General features: G+C 60.9%; 7 protein-coding genes. 4 read left to right on the top strand and 3 right to left on the bottom strand.

Features of this window, described 5'->3' with window-relative positions; translation table 11 throughout:
* Positions 1-2: 2 nt before the first annotated feature.
* The gene (locus tag HHL09_RS06730) at positions 3-1,436 is read right to left on the bottom strand and encodes a sulfatase-like hydrolase/transferase (protein ID WP_169453802.1); all 1,434 of its coding nucleotides are present in this window, start codon (positions 1,434-1,436) and stop codon (positions 3-5) included.
* Between the two features lie 127 nt (positions 1,437-1,563).
* On the opposite strand from HHL09_RS06730, the gene HHL09_RS06725 reads away from it, so the two are divergent.
* A complete protein-coding gene (locus HHL09_RS06725) occupies positions 1,564-2,535 on the top strand; it encodes an LpxL/LpxP family acyltransferase (RefSeq protein WP_169453801.1) in 972 nt (323 codons plus the stop codon).
* Positions 2,532-3,776 carry a polysaccharide deacetylase family protein gene (locus tag HHL09_RS06720; RefSeq protein WP_169453800.1) on the top strand — a complete coding sequence of 415 codons (1,245 nt, stop codon included), beginning with the start codon at positions 2,532-2,534 and terminating at the stop codon, positions 3,774-3,776. The genes HHL09_RS06725 and HHL09_RS06720 overlap by 4 nt, the downstream gene beginning before the upstream one ends.
* On the opposite strand, the gene HHL09_RS06715 is transcribed toward HHL09_RS06720, so the two are convergent.
* Positions 3,746-4,399 (bottom strand): methyltransferase domain-containing protein, encoded by a 654-nt coding sequence (locus tag HHL09_RS06715; protein ID WP_169453799.1) that lies wholly within the window; start codon positions 4,397-4,399, stop codon positions 3,746-3,748. The genes HHL09_RS06720 and HHL09_RS06715 overlap by 31 nt on opposite strands.
* Positions 4,396-5,172 (bottom strand): glycosyltransferase family 2 protein, encoded by a 777-nt coding sequence (locus HHL09_RS06710; protein ID WP_169453798.1) that lies wholly within the window; start codon positions 5,170-5,172, stop codon positions 4,396-4,398. Before HHL09_RS06710 ends, HHL09_RS06715 begins: the two co-directional genes overlap by 4 nt.
* 159 nt (positions 5,173-5,331) lie before the next feature.
* Between HHL09_RS06710 and queD the strand changes: the two genes are divergently transcribed.
* Positions 5,332-5,697: a 6-carboxytetrahydropterin synthase QueD gene (gene queD / locus HHL09_RS06705; protein ID WP_169453797.1), complete on the top strand. Its 366-nt coding sequence runs from the start codon at positions 5,332-5,334 to the stop codon at positions 5,695-5,697.
* Positions 5,698-6,226: 529 nt separating this feature from the next.
* Positions 6,227-14,695 (top strand): InlB B-repeat-containing protein, encoded by an 8,469-nt coding sequence (locus tag HHL09_RS06700; RefSeq protein WP_169453796.1) that lies wholly within the window; start codon positions 6,227-6,229, stop codon positions 14,693-14,695.
* The last annotated feature ends 109 nt before the right edge of the window (positions 14,696-14,804 follow it).

Raw genomic sequence — 14,804 nt, 5'->3', positions numbered from 1 at the left:
GATCACGGTTTTCTTTCATCCCAGAAGGAGGGTTCCTTTGCGAGGGAATCTTTGAAGGCGCTGATGATGGCTCTGCCTTCCTCCACCTTTTCCGGCCGCTCGGCGGCCCGATCGATCCGTTCGGAGAAGTCCTGCTCTATCTGGAAAAGCAGCGGCGTCTCCTCCGAAGCGGTGAAGCCATGCTTGGCCTCGATTTGGGAAGTCAGACCGGTATGGATTTTCCACGGGCCAAAACGCGCGGCTTTTACGGAGATGCTATCTGCATAAATCAGCTTGAAGCCCTCGACTTTTTGTTCCGCGCTTGCGGCCAGCAGAGCCCGGATATCTCGCCCATCGATGATCCGGTCCGCAGGTAGCTTCGCTCCTGCCAGGGCTAAGGCCGTCGGCAAGACATCGAGCGTTGATGCCGGCTCCTGGACGACCGTTGCTGCAGGGATGGTTCCCGGCCAGCACCAGACACCCACGACGCGCTGGCCACCTTCCCAGGTCGAAGCCTTGCCATCACGAAAAGGAAAAGCGGATCCGACCAAGGTCCGCGCCTCGGCGTACATCGGATGGGAAGCTGTGTCCTGATAACGGATCCAAGGGCCATTGTCGGAACTCAGAACGATCAGCGTATTCTTCTCTACCCCTGCTTCCTGAAGTGCGGCGCGGAGCCTGCCAATCTGATGATCGATTTCCTGAATGCAGTCTCCGTAGAGGCCTCTCCTGGACTTGCCCTTGAACTCGTCCGAGGCATGCACCGGAAGGTGGGGCATGTTCGGCGTCATGTAGATGAAGAAGGGCTGGTCCTTCTTCTCCCGGATAAAATCCACGGCGGCATCCGCATAGCGCTTGGTGAGTCCTTCTTGGAGGGGGACATTCATCGCAATGTTCCTCGCTAGATACTCATAACCTAGTGCGGGCCCTTCCCCGGATGAAGGGCCTTGGACGAGATCGGAACCCTTTTCGTAGTCGTTGGAGACATTCGTGCCGAGCCAGCGGTCGAAGCCATGGGCGAGCGGCAGCGCGTCCGGAGTGCGGCCGTTTGCCTCGTTCGGAGTGCCCAGATGCCACTTGCCGAAGATAGCGGTGGCATAGCCCTGCTCCTTCAGTCCCTCTGCCAAGGTTACCTCTTTCACGTGGATGTGGCGCTTTTCGTCCGGTCCGATGGCCCATTGCTTTAGCCCCGAGCGAAGGGGCTGCCGCCCCGTGAGGATCCCGTAACGTGAGTGGCTGCAGGCCGCGGAGGCGCTGTAGAATTGGGGGAAATTCGCGCCTTCGCTCACCATCCGCGAAACATTCGGCGTATAGATGGACGGATTGCCGGTGTGAGAGAAATCGCCGTAGCCGCAGTCATCGAGCAAGACGACGATCACATTCGGTTTTTCCGTGGCGGGACGGGCCAGGGCGCTTGCCGCTAGTCCGAGGCTGAAGATGCAGGAAAGGAACTTCACGAGACAATGGCGGACGTCTACGGGGAAGAAGCTCCGCAATCGAACGAAAAAACGCGCATCGCGGACCGATTTCCCGGCGCGGCCCCGGCTTCTGGTTCTTTCGTCGAGTGCGAGCGAGCTTGCCCCGATGCCGCTTCGCCGCTTTGCTCCCCGCGCCTTGTTGGAAACGGAAAACAAGCAGAGCCGGTGGCGGCGGATCGGGGTCTTCGGCGACCTGCCGACCCGCTGCCTGATGCGCGGCCTGAAGGTTGCGCCATGGTTTCTGGAGCCCGTGTTGATTCCCCCATGGACGCTCTTGTTCTTCCTCGTTGCTCGCAGCCAGCGGCGAGCGGTAGCGGGAAATCTGAGGGCCTTGTTTCCCGGATGGTCGGCGCTTCGTGCTCTGGCCGGTGCTTATCGAGTCTTCTTCAATTTCGCGCTGACCTACGTCGACGCGTTGCGCTGTGAAACCGGGACTGGCGATGTCGATTGGGTGATCGAGGGGCTCGATCATTTCGAAGACCTCCGCTCGCGGAAGGAAGGTAGCCTGATCCTCACCGCGCACATGGGAAACTACGATATGGCGGCACCGCTCTTTTCCTCGAAGTTCGGGCGAACGATTTATGCGGTGCGTGCCCCCGAACGGGAGCCCGAGATGCAGGCCCTCCGGGAGGCGGAGATCGCGGAAAAAGAACGGCTGAATCCCTACTTCCGCACCTGCTTCAATACCGGCGGAGACATGCTGGGTGTCGAGCTGGCCCGGTATCTCGGGCAGGGAGACATCGTGGCCGTGCAGGGGGATCGCGTGATCTTTGATGTCTCGCCGGTGGAGACGGAGGTGGAGGATGGCTTGATGATGCGTCTGCCACGCGGACCTCTGGTTCTGGCCCGGATCACCGGGGCAGTGTGCTTCCCCTTGTTCATCGTCCGCGATGGCTGGCGGCGCTACCGGGTGCAGGTGCTGGCGCCACTCGAATTGCCAGCGCGCGTGCGCGGGGCTGCGGAAGACCCGGCCACGCCGGTTTGGGCGGGTGCCATCCTCGATGGAGTGAAGGAGCATTGGAAGCAGTGGTTCGTCTTCGAGCCAGTCCTGCGCCGCAAGGAAGGAGGGACGACATGAGCTGGCCGCGTCTCGCCGAGAAGACGACCAGCAATCGCGCGGTGACTCCCTTCTTCAGGGTATTCGGCGGAAATCCCGGGCTGAGCGGAGATGCCATTCGCCGAGCAGAGGGTAGCGGTCACCATCGCCTCGAAATGCGCGTCCTCTCGGTACTGGTGCCTCTGGTCGCCGGTGCTGCTGTCTTCGATACCTTGTGGATTACCGGTGGCCCTTGGGTCGCTGCGGTGGGCGTGCTGCCTGTTCTTTTTATCCTCCTGCACCTGGTGGCCTTCTTCATCGGCGGTGGTACGCCGCGGGCCCAATGGTTGCGCTGGTCGGCGATTCTCACCGCTTGGTCAGTTTGGCTATGTGTGGCGGCGGACGGTGGTGTGACGCGCTGGGCTGCGTATTTGTGGCTGGGCTTCATCGGTCTGAATGGCCTTGGTCTTATCTGCCTCGGCTGGCAGAAGCTCATGACCCATCCGTGGCTATGCACCACGAACTCGCGCTGGGGCATCTGGGTGGTGGTGCACATTCCAGCGGCGATCCTTTGCCTCACGGAAGGCTGGCTCGCAGGTGTCGGCTTCTTGGCCGGCATCGGTGCTTTGTGGGCAAGCGGAACCTTCCTTCCAAATTCCTCGGTCTTCGGTCCGATCGTTTCCCGTGTGGAAGGAAAGGGCGTGCTACTCACCTTCGACGATGGTCCGGATCCCGCCGATACGCCCGTCATCCTCGACTTGCTGGACCAGCATGGACAGAAGGCAATTTTCTTCGTGATTGGGGAGAAAGTACGACGTTTCCCGGAGTTGGCGCGCGAGATCGTGCGCCGCGGACACGAACTGGGTAATCACACGATGACCCATCCGGTCGGTTTCTTCTGGGGCGCGGGCTCCATCCGCACGCGCCGCGAGATCGTGGCGTGCAGCCGCGCGATCGAGGAAGTCACGGGCGTGAAGCCCCGTTGGTTCCGCGCCCCCGCCGGCCATCGCAATTGGTTCACTCATCCCGTGCTGAGGGAAGAGGGGCTGGAGCTCATGGGCTGGAGCAAGCGCGCCTACGATACGATCCGCAGCGACGTCTCCGGCATCGTCACCAGCCTGACGCGGGGTGCTCGCGATGGCGACATCCTGCTGCTCCACGAGTCCACGGCGATTGCCGAGGCTCTCGCCTCTGCGGTGCTGGAAGCGACCACGGTTTTGAAGAAGGAGGGCTTCCCGGACGCGGGTGACGATCAGCAGCCGCCTTCGAGCACGATCAAGTGATTGTTGAACGGCGTGCCGCCCCAGAGCGGGACGATCCGCACCTTGCCATAGCGCGAAAGAATACGCTCGAAGTCCGACGAAGTCGGATAGTGGGTTGGAGCAGCCTTCATCCAGAAGCTTGCCTTGGCCAGGAGATCGCCGGCGACGGTGACCTTGAAGCGCCATGATTCATCGCGGAGACCGGAGCGGATCACGAGCTTGCCACCTGGCGCGAGGCGCGAGGCCGCTAGCCCGAGCAAGGTTTCCTGCTCAGGAGGTGTGAAAAATTGCAGGATATCGAGGATGCTGACATTGCCCGTGTGCTCCGGCAGTCCCTCCCGGGCATCGTGGGTCGCGAAGGAGATATCCTGATGGGAGAGCAGGGCATTCACGCGTTTGGCGGACTCGATCTTTCGGGGATCGTAGTCCAAGCCGCGGATCTGGAAGTTCAGGCCTCGCTCGCGGAGATAGAAGGCCAGCAAGCCCAAGCCGCAGCCAAGATCCAAGAGTGGAAGATCGGAGCCGCGCAACTCTTCGTACACCGCCCCGTAGAGCGGGTCGGTCTTCACCTTTGACGACACATAGGACCGATCCCAGATGCCGGGGAAGGGCTTGGCCAATTTTCTCGGGAGGTCGGCAGTCACGATGCGGGTGGGCTGAGAGAGAGAAGCGGATTTTCGCCGCGCAAGGCAAGCCAAGGGAGCCGGAGGACAAACCCGAGGAAGAGCCGGGTGTGCATCCATGTCAGCAAGGCATTGTCGCGGAGGTAGCGGAATTGAGAGACCCCGCCTTCCTCCCGGCTCAAGTAACGGACCGGGGTGGGGAGATTCAGGATCGGCACCCCGCGCCATGCAAGACGCACGGCCACCTCGGGATCGAAGTCGAAGCGGCGTGCGAAGAAGGTGCTTTCAAAGACTTCCACCAACTCCTTCGCCGGATAGAGGCGCATCCCGAATAGCGAGTCGTCGATGCCCCAGCCCAAGGTTTCCAAATTCGCCCAGAAATTCGAGACCTTGCGACCGTTGACGCGCAGGGCAGGAGCGGAAGCATCGAAAACCGGGCGACCGAAGACTGCGGCCTCCGGATACATTGCTGAGCAACTGAAGTAGCGGGGAATCAGGTCCGCCGGATGCTGGCCGTCCGCATCCATGCAGAGCACATGGGTGAAGCCTTCCTTGAGCGCTTCCCGCGTCCCGTGGAGAACCGCGGAGCCCTTTCCTGCATTTCTTTCCAGCCGGATGACCTGCAGCCGGGGATGGGAAAGGAGAGGCGAGAGCAGGTCCGCGGAGCCATCGGTCGAGCCATCGATCACCACCCTGACCGGCACACCCATCGCCAAGGCCGCCTCCACCGTGGTCGGGAGGATCGGGCCGGTATTGTAGCTGGGGATGAGAACGACAGGTCGGGACTCCGGCATGCGGGGTGGAGAATGGACGGGGATTGCCCCCGGGTCCAACCCGGAATGTTCGGGCCACATGCGCCAAAGGTGGTAGAGGGCGCGTGCCCTCCGCTTCCTTCCGCGGATTGCGCACTTTGGTTGCCGGACGCTGGAATCGCGGATAGGAATTCCGGCGAGATGCGTGCCCGCCTGACGAAAGATTTCCGCTTTGAAGCCGCCCACACCCTGCCGAGCTTGCCTGAAGGTCACAAGTGCCGCCAGATGCATGGCCATAGCTTCAAGGTCGAGATTTCGATCGAGGGTGAGGTGGATGAGACGATCGGCTGGGTCTACGACCACAAACGCATCTCAGAGGCCATGAAGCCGCTCGTCGATCTCATGGACCACGGCTATCTGAATGATATCGAGGGCCTCGAAAGTCCCACCATCGAGCGGATGGCCGCTTGGTTCTGGCGGAAGCTTGCTCCACAACTGCCGGGACTCGCGGAAATCGTCATTTATGAGACGCCGACCGCGCGCTGTTCCTTCAAGGGGGAGTTCTGATGGGGAAGGCTCCGCCGGCGAACGAAAGAGCCTGCGACCGTTGCCGGCCGCAGGCTGTTGCACAAACCGTCCGTGTTGCACACGGCCTACCATGAAAAAGGGGTGGTGCCCGCAACCCTCCCAAATCACGGGCACCATGCGTTTCCGCATTTGGTTCCATTGTTACCCCGAAATGCGTCTCGCGCAAATCGATCCTTGCGGGGGTTTCTACTTATCTGGTGAGGATTAGCGGTCGCTTGCACGAGCGAAAACCGCCGTTACAGCCCTGCGCGATCTGGAAACATCCTTTATCAGTCCGGCGCTTGTGGCATCAGCGACACTTATCTATCGGGGAGGGAAGTAGAGGCCGGCGGCGATAGGGGGCGGCGGTTAGATTTTCCGCAGCGGGCTTGGGATCTGTCGAGAAATCAGCGACTTGACGTTTCCAGAATGTCAATTTTCTAAAATAATTCCCACTGCTTGATTGCTATGACTTGCCTAATTATTAAAAATCGTGGCAGTTTGCATTTGTTCACCCCACGTCGCCCGCGTGAAAGCTGCCCTCCTTTCTCTCCTCGCTTGCTGTACTTTTGCCTCGCTTCAGGCCGCGTCTGTCAGCTTGGTCAATCCTTCGTTCGAACAGCCCGGCACCGGGCGGGTCGCGATCGGATTTGATGCTACTGCCGATGTCCCGGGATGGGTCAATACCGGTGGCGTTTATCTGAACTCGGGCGTCGAACTCTCTCTCCAGCCGACCGCTGCCGGGGGATACGTGAATGCCAGCGGCTATGTGGCCTTCCTGCGCGGCACGGATGGTGGCGCCTATCAGGCCACCACCCAGCAGATGGAGGCAGGGCAGGTCTACCGGCTGGTTTGGAAGGCAGGCTCGATTTCCAGCATGTCGGGAACCGCGAACCAGCAGGTGCGCCTTTTCCGGACTACGGACGGCGGGACGACCCGCATCCCGCTGGCGACTTCGAACGACCTACTTAGCACCACCAATCAGGTTTTTGAGACCTATGTTCTCGAATATACGGCCACTGCGGCCGACGCCGGCGCGCGGATCGGCATCGAGATCGACAACCTTGCGACGACTTCGGGGACGATTGGCTTCGATGATTTCCAACTGGAGCTGAACCCATCGGGTCCGGCTCCGGCGACTGGTGTGCCGACCCTTGCGTGGGACAGTGGTGCGGCTGATGACGGCACCACGACTTTTACATCCGTCACTCCGGTGGAGCGCGAGTATCACTTCCGCATCCAACCCCAGGCTTCTCTCAACGGAGGCTGGCGTACCGTGGTCCGGGTGGCGGAAGGAAATGCGAATGTCTATCTCCGGCAGGCAGGGTGGGCGAATACCTCCACATTCAACTTCAAATCGGATCGTGCGACCGGGGACGACGGTTTCGTCCTGCGGCCGGACCAATTCAGCGCCGGACAGACCTGGTATCTCACGGTCCGCGCGATGGCGAATACCTCCTTCACCCTCTTCTCAGGGGATGTCTTTGTCCAAGACCTCGGGCCACTCGCTTTCACGGATGCCAATGCCAATGGCCAGTATGACATCGGGGAGACCATCCTGCCTTCCGGCAGTGGTGCGGTGACGATGAAAGGGGAGGGGATTCGCTTCTTCAAGACCACCGTGATTACCGGCACCCCGGCCTGGAGCTTGTGGCTGAATGGTGACATGCGGGATATCGCGGTCAAGAAGGCGAGCGTTCCCTACCATGCCTTGCCCGCCCATTATGGCCGGAAGCAAGCCGGCCAGATGCTGGTCTCACCTCCCTTCCTTGGTGTCGGCACGGATACCTATTTCATCAGCGTTACTGGCGCTCCGGGAGATGCCATCAACCTCGACTCGCGCATCCAGCAGATCGAGGACATGCCCTTCCAAAACACGATTTCGAATGTGCCGGTCTCCGGGCCCCCGTACCGGGTTTACCGCACCAACGTGCCGGTAGATCAGATCGCGTGGGATGTGAGTGTCACCGCAAATGAAGGAGATCCGAACATCTGCGTCCGGCGCGCCAACGTGGCCAGCGAGTACGACAACGACGGTTATTCGGAAGCCAGCGGAGGGGTGGCCGACTCGGTGACTCTCGTGCCGGACTTCCTTACCAATGGCACTTGGTTCGTCACGGTCTACGGCGTGGGAGCTTACAACTTCACGTTGAAGAGCGGCGACCCGGTGGTCACGCCGATTCAGTTTGTCGATCACAAGGTCAATGATCAGACGACGCGGGCCGGATGGCGTTACTATGCGCTGACCAATATCCCACAGCAGCTCGGGCCTCTGGGCTGGGAGCTCTATCTTTCGAATCAAGTGCCCGGCACGCAGATCGCGCTGCGCCGGAACAAGGTTCCCAGCCGCTGGCAATATCGCTCCGGCGGCGTGAATACGGTGCTCGATACGGCCGCCAAGTACTCCGACTACGCGAGTAGCACTGGTTTCCTGCAGAGGCCGGGCCATCAGGCGGACGTATGGTATGTGGGCGTCTTCACCCCGCAGCAACCCCTTGGTTCCTTCGAACTCGATGTCCGGCCGATCCAGCCACCGACGGTGAATTTCGACGGCTCGCAGACTTCGATCGCCGGCTTGAAGGCGGGGGAGTGGAATTTCGTGAAGGTGAACGTTCCCGCTACGGCCGGAATTCTGGGTTGGGACGTGCGTGTAAAGAATGTCTCCGGTGCCGGTGATCCGAGGGTGGTGGTCTGCCGCAATCTGCTTCCCTCATCCATCCTCACCTCGTTTTCGCCAGCGTCCGGTACTGCTTCGTGGCCCAGCGGCGGGATTTGGGCGGGCCAAGTGGATTGGACGAAACGGAACAACGAATCCGGAGGCAGTCCGAACGTGAGTGGCCGCCGTCTGGTGACGGCGATGGGTCGTCCTTTGGAGCCGGGAACTTACTACGTGGGGGTCTTCAACAACGGGACGGTGGATCTTTCCGCCTATGTTCTGGAAAGCCGTGGCATCGGCAATGGCCAGGCGCTGCCGGTGACGCCTCTGGGCTTCAGCGGAGGCACATCCACCATCAGCGGTCTGGCACCCCGCGAGGCCCGCTACTACAAGGTAACCATCCCTGAGAATACCCCGAGCTGGGAGTTCACCGTGGACCCGACGATGGGCGAAATGATGGCGAGCGTGCGCAGGGGCCATGTCCCTGACTTCGGAGCTCCGGGCCCGAACCTCGAAGCTCCGATCCAGAGCCTCGCCGAGGAAGCCGAACGATCCGCGACGGTCCAGAAGAACGGTGCCGAGCGCTACGTACTGCTTCCTCCGCCTTCTTCCGACGAGCTTGTTGCGGACGACTACTACATCGCCGTCGTTTCCGAGGGCCAGGATCCCTTGGCCAAAACGGAGACCGGAACCGGCAGTGTTTCCGGGGTGGTTACCAGTCGTGGCACTCTTGCCGTTACACACATGGGAGTGGCTGGCGTCAGTGGCATTACCCAGCAGGTGAGCTTGGCTGGCGGGCAGGTGAAAGCATTCCAGTACGAGGTTCCGGAAGGAACCCTGAGCTTGGAGATCTATCTGGAGAATCGCACGGGCAATCCATGGTCGAATGTTGCCCTTAGCGAGCTTCTGCCCATGCCCCCGCCGAACTATACAGCGACCTCTCTTTCCTACAGTGGCTTCTCCGGCGGTGCTTTGGAGGGGGTCGATCAGGGTGGACTGATGTGGAATATTTCCAACCCTCCATCCGGGCTGAACAGCATCACGGTCCGGGCCGGCCCGCTACCCTCGGATACCGCGAACTTCCCCGATGCCACGGCGGAGTTGCGGGTCGTCGCTGTCGTTCCGCAGCCGCTTGAGTTCAATGGCGGCAGTTCCTCGGTAGGTGCGCAGCAGCCTGGGACATGGCGTTATTTCAAGGTCGAAGTGCCTGATACTCCAGGTGTCATGGGATGGGATGTGCGCCTGAGAAATGTCGATGGTGGGAAGCCATGGGTGCAGATCCGGAAGGACTATGTTCCCGCGGGAACGGAGACATCGCCGTGGACACCCTATTCCAGTATCGCTTGGCCGTCGGGATACCAGATTGCAGCTTCCCCGGATTGGACCAGCCGCTCCTACGAAGGTCCTACCAGCACCACTTCGGTCGACAACTATCGCTTGATTACGGGCATGGGACGCCCGCTGCAACCGGGAACCTATTACGTCGGCGTCTACAACTACAGTGGCGTTGACCCCACCAGTTACTCGATCGAAAGCAGCGGTATCGGGGAAGGCCAAGTCATCCCGATCCAAGAATTGCCTTATGCCGGGGGTGAAGCATCGAACATCGTCGATCTTAATCCACGCGAGGCTGTCTACTACAAGGTGACGATTCCGGAGAACACCCCGAGTTGGGAATTCACCTTGGATGCCACCGTGGGGGAGATGATGGCGGTGATTCGCCGGGGTACGATCCCTGATTTCGGTGCTCAAATTTCCAGCCAAGCCACGGAGCAGGTCCAGTCAGGTAGCGGAACCTTGGAGGTGGAAGTGCAGAAGAATGGTTCGGAGCGCTTTGTCCTGCTTCCGCCTCTCAACCGCTCTTCGCTCATTCCAGGGGATTATTACATCGCGGCCATTTCAGAAGGCTTTGAGCCGGTCAACCCACAGCGAACGGGGGCAACTCCGAGCAGCGGCATCATGACTGCCCGTGGGCCTCTGGGAGTCACGGACATGGGAACGGCGACCAGCGCTGGAGTGACCCGTGCGGTCGCCTTGGCGGGCGGTCAGGTAAAGCTCTACCGCGTGACGGTTCCTGCCGGGACGGAAAGCATGGAAGTGCGCCTCAACAATCGCACGGGAAATCCGTGGATCAGCATGGTGCCGGGAGGGCTTCCTCCGCGGCCCTGCCTGCTCTTCGCAGGAACTTCCGTCAATGGTTACGGCACCAGTGGTGGCCAGACCGCTCCGGCCGTCCCCTACGTCGACAATGATGACCTGATGACGGTGGCCAATCCGACGCCGGGAGAATATACCATCGCCGTTCGTGCCGCCTGCGGAGCCACGGGCTCCCAGCTTAACTTCCCGGATGCGACCGGCGACCTCACCGTCATCGCGAACAAGCCGCTGCCTTTGGCCTTCAACGGAGGAACTTCGGAAGTTGCCTCCCAGGCTGCGGGTGCGTGGAAGTATTTCGAGGTGGTGGTGCCTCCGACCCCGGGAGTGATGGGTTGGGATATCCGGGTAAGGAATGTCGTCGGTACGGGAACCCCGAAGATCTTTGTGCGCCGTGACCAGCTTCCATCCGGAACCGCGAATGCAGGCTGGACTGGAAGGCCCTCCCAAGCGGCTGCATGGGCGTCGGGTGCCCAGTGGGTCGCCCAGACCGACTGGACCCGCCGGATCTATGATTTCGGGATCAATACCGATGTGAGCCCGCGCCGACTGGTGATGGGAATGGGGCGCCCCTTGGAGCCGGGCACCTACATCGTGGGCGTCCAGAATACGAGCACCACGGCGAGCACCGCCTACACCATCGAGAGTCGTGGCATTGGCGCCGGCATGGTGCTTCCGATAACGGATCTCGCTTTCGCCGGCGGATCGGCCACGACTCCGAATCTTGCTCCGCGCGAGGCAGCTTATTACAAGGTCACCATCCCGGCGAACACGCCGAGTTGGGAGTTCACGCTGGATCCAAGTGTGGGTGAAATGATGGCCGTGGTTCGCCGCGGATCGATCCCGGATTTCGGTGGGGAGTATCCTTATACCTCGGATGGATACCTCCAAAGTACCCAGCCGAGCGGCCATCGTGAGGCGGTGGTTCAGAAGAACGGGCCGGAACGTTTTACCGTGCTGCCGATCAGCGGCCAGGACTTCCTGTTGGAAGGGGACTACTATATTGCGGCGATCTCGGAGGGCCAGAACCCTGCTAGCGCCCAGTACACGGGAAACGCGGTCAGCACCGGCTTGATGACGAGCCGCGGGGTTCTCGCGATCACCGATCTGGGAACGGTTCCGACTTCCGGTTCAACACGCGCTGTGACCTTGGCTGGCGGGCAGTTGAAAGCCTACCAATTCACCGTTCCTCCGGATCTGGCAGGGGTTGAAATTCGCCTCGACGAACGGATCGGCAATCCATGGCTCAGCGTGATCCAAGGATCCCGCCTTCCGAAGCCGAGTGACAATTTCCAGAGCGTTCCCACCCCGAACGAATATGGTTTCACCGACGGTCAGTCGGGGTCGAGCTACTTCCAGGATGACAATAGCATCACCCTGGTTGCTCCCGAGCCCGGTGTTTACAGCCTGATCGTACGTGCTTCAGCGAATCCGGCGAGCCCCACGACGGCAGCTCTCGATGCTTCGGCCAGTCTGGTGATACGTCCGAAGCCGCGTATACCGCTGAACTTCTCCTCCACCTTGAATCCAGGTGGTGGCACGAACACCGACACCCGCCAGATTACCGACGGCGAACGGACTTTCTATGAAGTGCCGATCCCCGCGACCTTGGGCGGGCAGTCGGTGGTCGGGTGGATCCTGCGCACCAGTTTTCAGCAGGGAGCCGGATCGATCAAGGTCTACAAGACTTGGGGGAATTCCGCCGCCGGCATCAGCGTGACCACACGTACGGCGGTTATCGTACCTCCTTTCCTCACCCCCGGGGACACGTGGTTCGTGGAAGTGACCGGGGCCGGTCTCACGAATTACACGATTACCAGCGAACCGGTCACCTTGAATCAGCCCGCCTACGTGATGCCGGCGGGGCACAATGCGGTCTTCGGGGATTCCGGTGCGAACCTCACCGGTGACCGCGGGATCGACCTTGGCCAGGATGACTGGCACTTTTACGCGGTCGACGTTCCGGCCGGGAATGCGGGTCTCCTGCGCACGGAACTTCAGGCGATCAATGGTAACCCGAACCTTTACATCCGTGAGGATGGTGTCCCCACCACCGACCACAATGCCAGCGGAGCAGGAGGTGTCACGCTGACACCGCGTGTGCTCAACTCGACCGGTAGCGAGTATGGAAACTGGGTGCCGCTGGACGGAAGAAAGGAAGTCCAGCTGCGGCCCGGACGCTGGTATCTCGGCGTGAAGGCCACCGGTACGTCGAATGCACGCTACCGACTCGTGGTTTCAAATGGCCAGGTCAACGAGCTGCCGCTGGCCGGAGGCTCCGCCGCAAATCAACTTCTGGTTGGCCGCGATTGGCGCTACTACCGCGTGCAAATCCCGATGGATGCGCCAGTGGATTGGACGCCATCGTTCCTCCAGCAGGTGGGCGACGTGGTGATGTTCATCCGCGATACCGTGCCTCCGGGTAATGCCGTCAATGGTTTGGAAACCACTGGCATCCGTTCGTGGCAACCCGACGGGAAGAACCAAGGGCCTTATAGTCCTGCTGCTGGTCACGATGCTCCGGGCAGCTACTCCTTCACCACTTCTCCACTGCGCCCGGGGGCATCATACTACATCGGTTTCCGGGCGGTGACCGATGCTACCTTCACCGTGAGCAGCGCTTGTTCGTCGACCACGATTGGCACCTTCCCCTCGATCAACTTCTACAACGGTAGCCTCAACGTCTCCGTGCCGCCCAACAGCGAGATGCTCTATCAAATCCCTGTGCCGCCGGAAGCGACCCGAATGAAGTGGACGTCGACCCACTTGGCCGCGCTTCAGCTCCGCATGGAGCAGGGAACCCTTCCTGCATCAAGCGGCGCCGCCCAGCACTTCCGCAGTACTTCAGCCAATAGCACGGTCAATGTCGCGCTGACGCCGACCTCATGGCCGTGGCTTCCCGGGCACACCTACTTCCTTCGCTTGGTGAACACGGGAGCGAGCTCCCTGAATCTGGCGCTCACCATGAACGGCAAGAATGCGCTGACAGAGGATGAGGACTCGGATGGCTTGCCGGATGCTTGGGAGGTCTTGCATTTCGGAAACACCACGCTCCGGAACGGCACCGCGGATCCCGATGGCGACGGGGTGACGAATGCCGTGGAATTTGCCGATGGAACCAATCCGATGGACATCGGGTCCGCGCTCTATTTCGTCAATATCACCACCTCCGGCCCGGGCACCGTGAGTCGCAGTGCGGATCTGCCGAAATACCCGCGCGGTCATGCGTTGACGCTCACGCCGGTTCCTGATCCGGGGCTGAGCTTCATTGGCTGGACGGGGAGTATCACCGGCTCCACAAACCCGGTCGCTTTCAGCGTCACTGCAAATGTCACGGCTAACGCAAGCTTTGGTATTCCTTTGGCGGTGGCGCTGGATACGTCGTCGCTTGGTTGGGCGCTGGGTGGCCACGGCCTCTGGTATGGCCAGTCCGCCGTCACGCAGGATACCGTGGATGCGGCCCAGGCAGGAGCGGTCGGCCACACTCAGGAATCGTGGATGGAAACGACGGTCTACGGGCCGGGAGCCCTGAATTTCCGCTGGAAGGTTTCCAGCCAAGGGAGTGCGGACTTCCTTGAATTCCACATCGACGGAGTGCTTCAGACGGGCCGGATCTCCGGCGAGGTGGATTGGACCCAGAAGTCCTACACCCTCGCATCAGGACCTCACACCTTGCGCTGGCGGTACATCAAAAATACCGCCGTCGTCGCCGGTGCGGACACCGGGTGGGTGGATACCATCACCTGGTCGGGCTCGAATCCCTATGCGAATTGGATCGCTTCCCAATTCACTCCGGAGCAGCAGGCGGATCTGCTGATCAGCGGGCCTGACGCGGATCCCGACGGCGATGGCCTGATCAATTTGCTGGAGTGCGCTTTCAACTTGCAGCCGATGAACGCTGCACAGCCGGTTCTAGAGCCGGGCACGGGTATCTCGGGCTTGCCGTCGGTCACGGCCACGGGTTCGGGTGCCGAGCGGAAGCTGCGGTTGGAATTCATCCGGAGAAAAGGTATCTTCACCTACATTCCAGAAGTTTCCGGGTCCCTGAACGGGGTGGACTGGGCGGTCGTCACCGGAACTCCGGTTGTCACGCCCATTGATTCCGAACTGGAACGTGTCGTGGTGGAGGACAGCACCGGGAGCGGCAGTGCCAAGCGATTTGGCCGGGTGAGGGTGGAGTCGCCCTGATCGCTGTAGCTATTTGCCCGAAAATCTTCGGATGTGACGTTTTTGATGCGGCGATTTGACGAGGCTCATGTAGAGATTCCACATCCTGAGCGGGTGCCTTGACCTAGCA

The sequence above is a fragment of the Luteolibacter luteus genome, assembly GCF_012913485.1.
Classification (GTDB): Bacteria; Verrucomicrobiota; Verrucomicrobiia; order Verrucomicrobiales; family Akkermansiaceae; genus Haloferula; species Haloferula lutea.
This window is presented reverse-complemented; position numbering and strand designations above follow the sequence as displayed.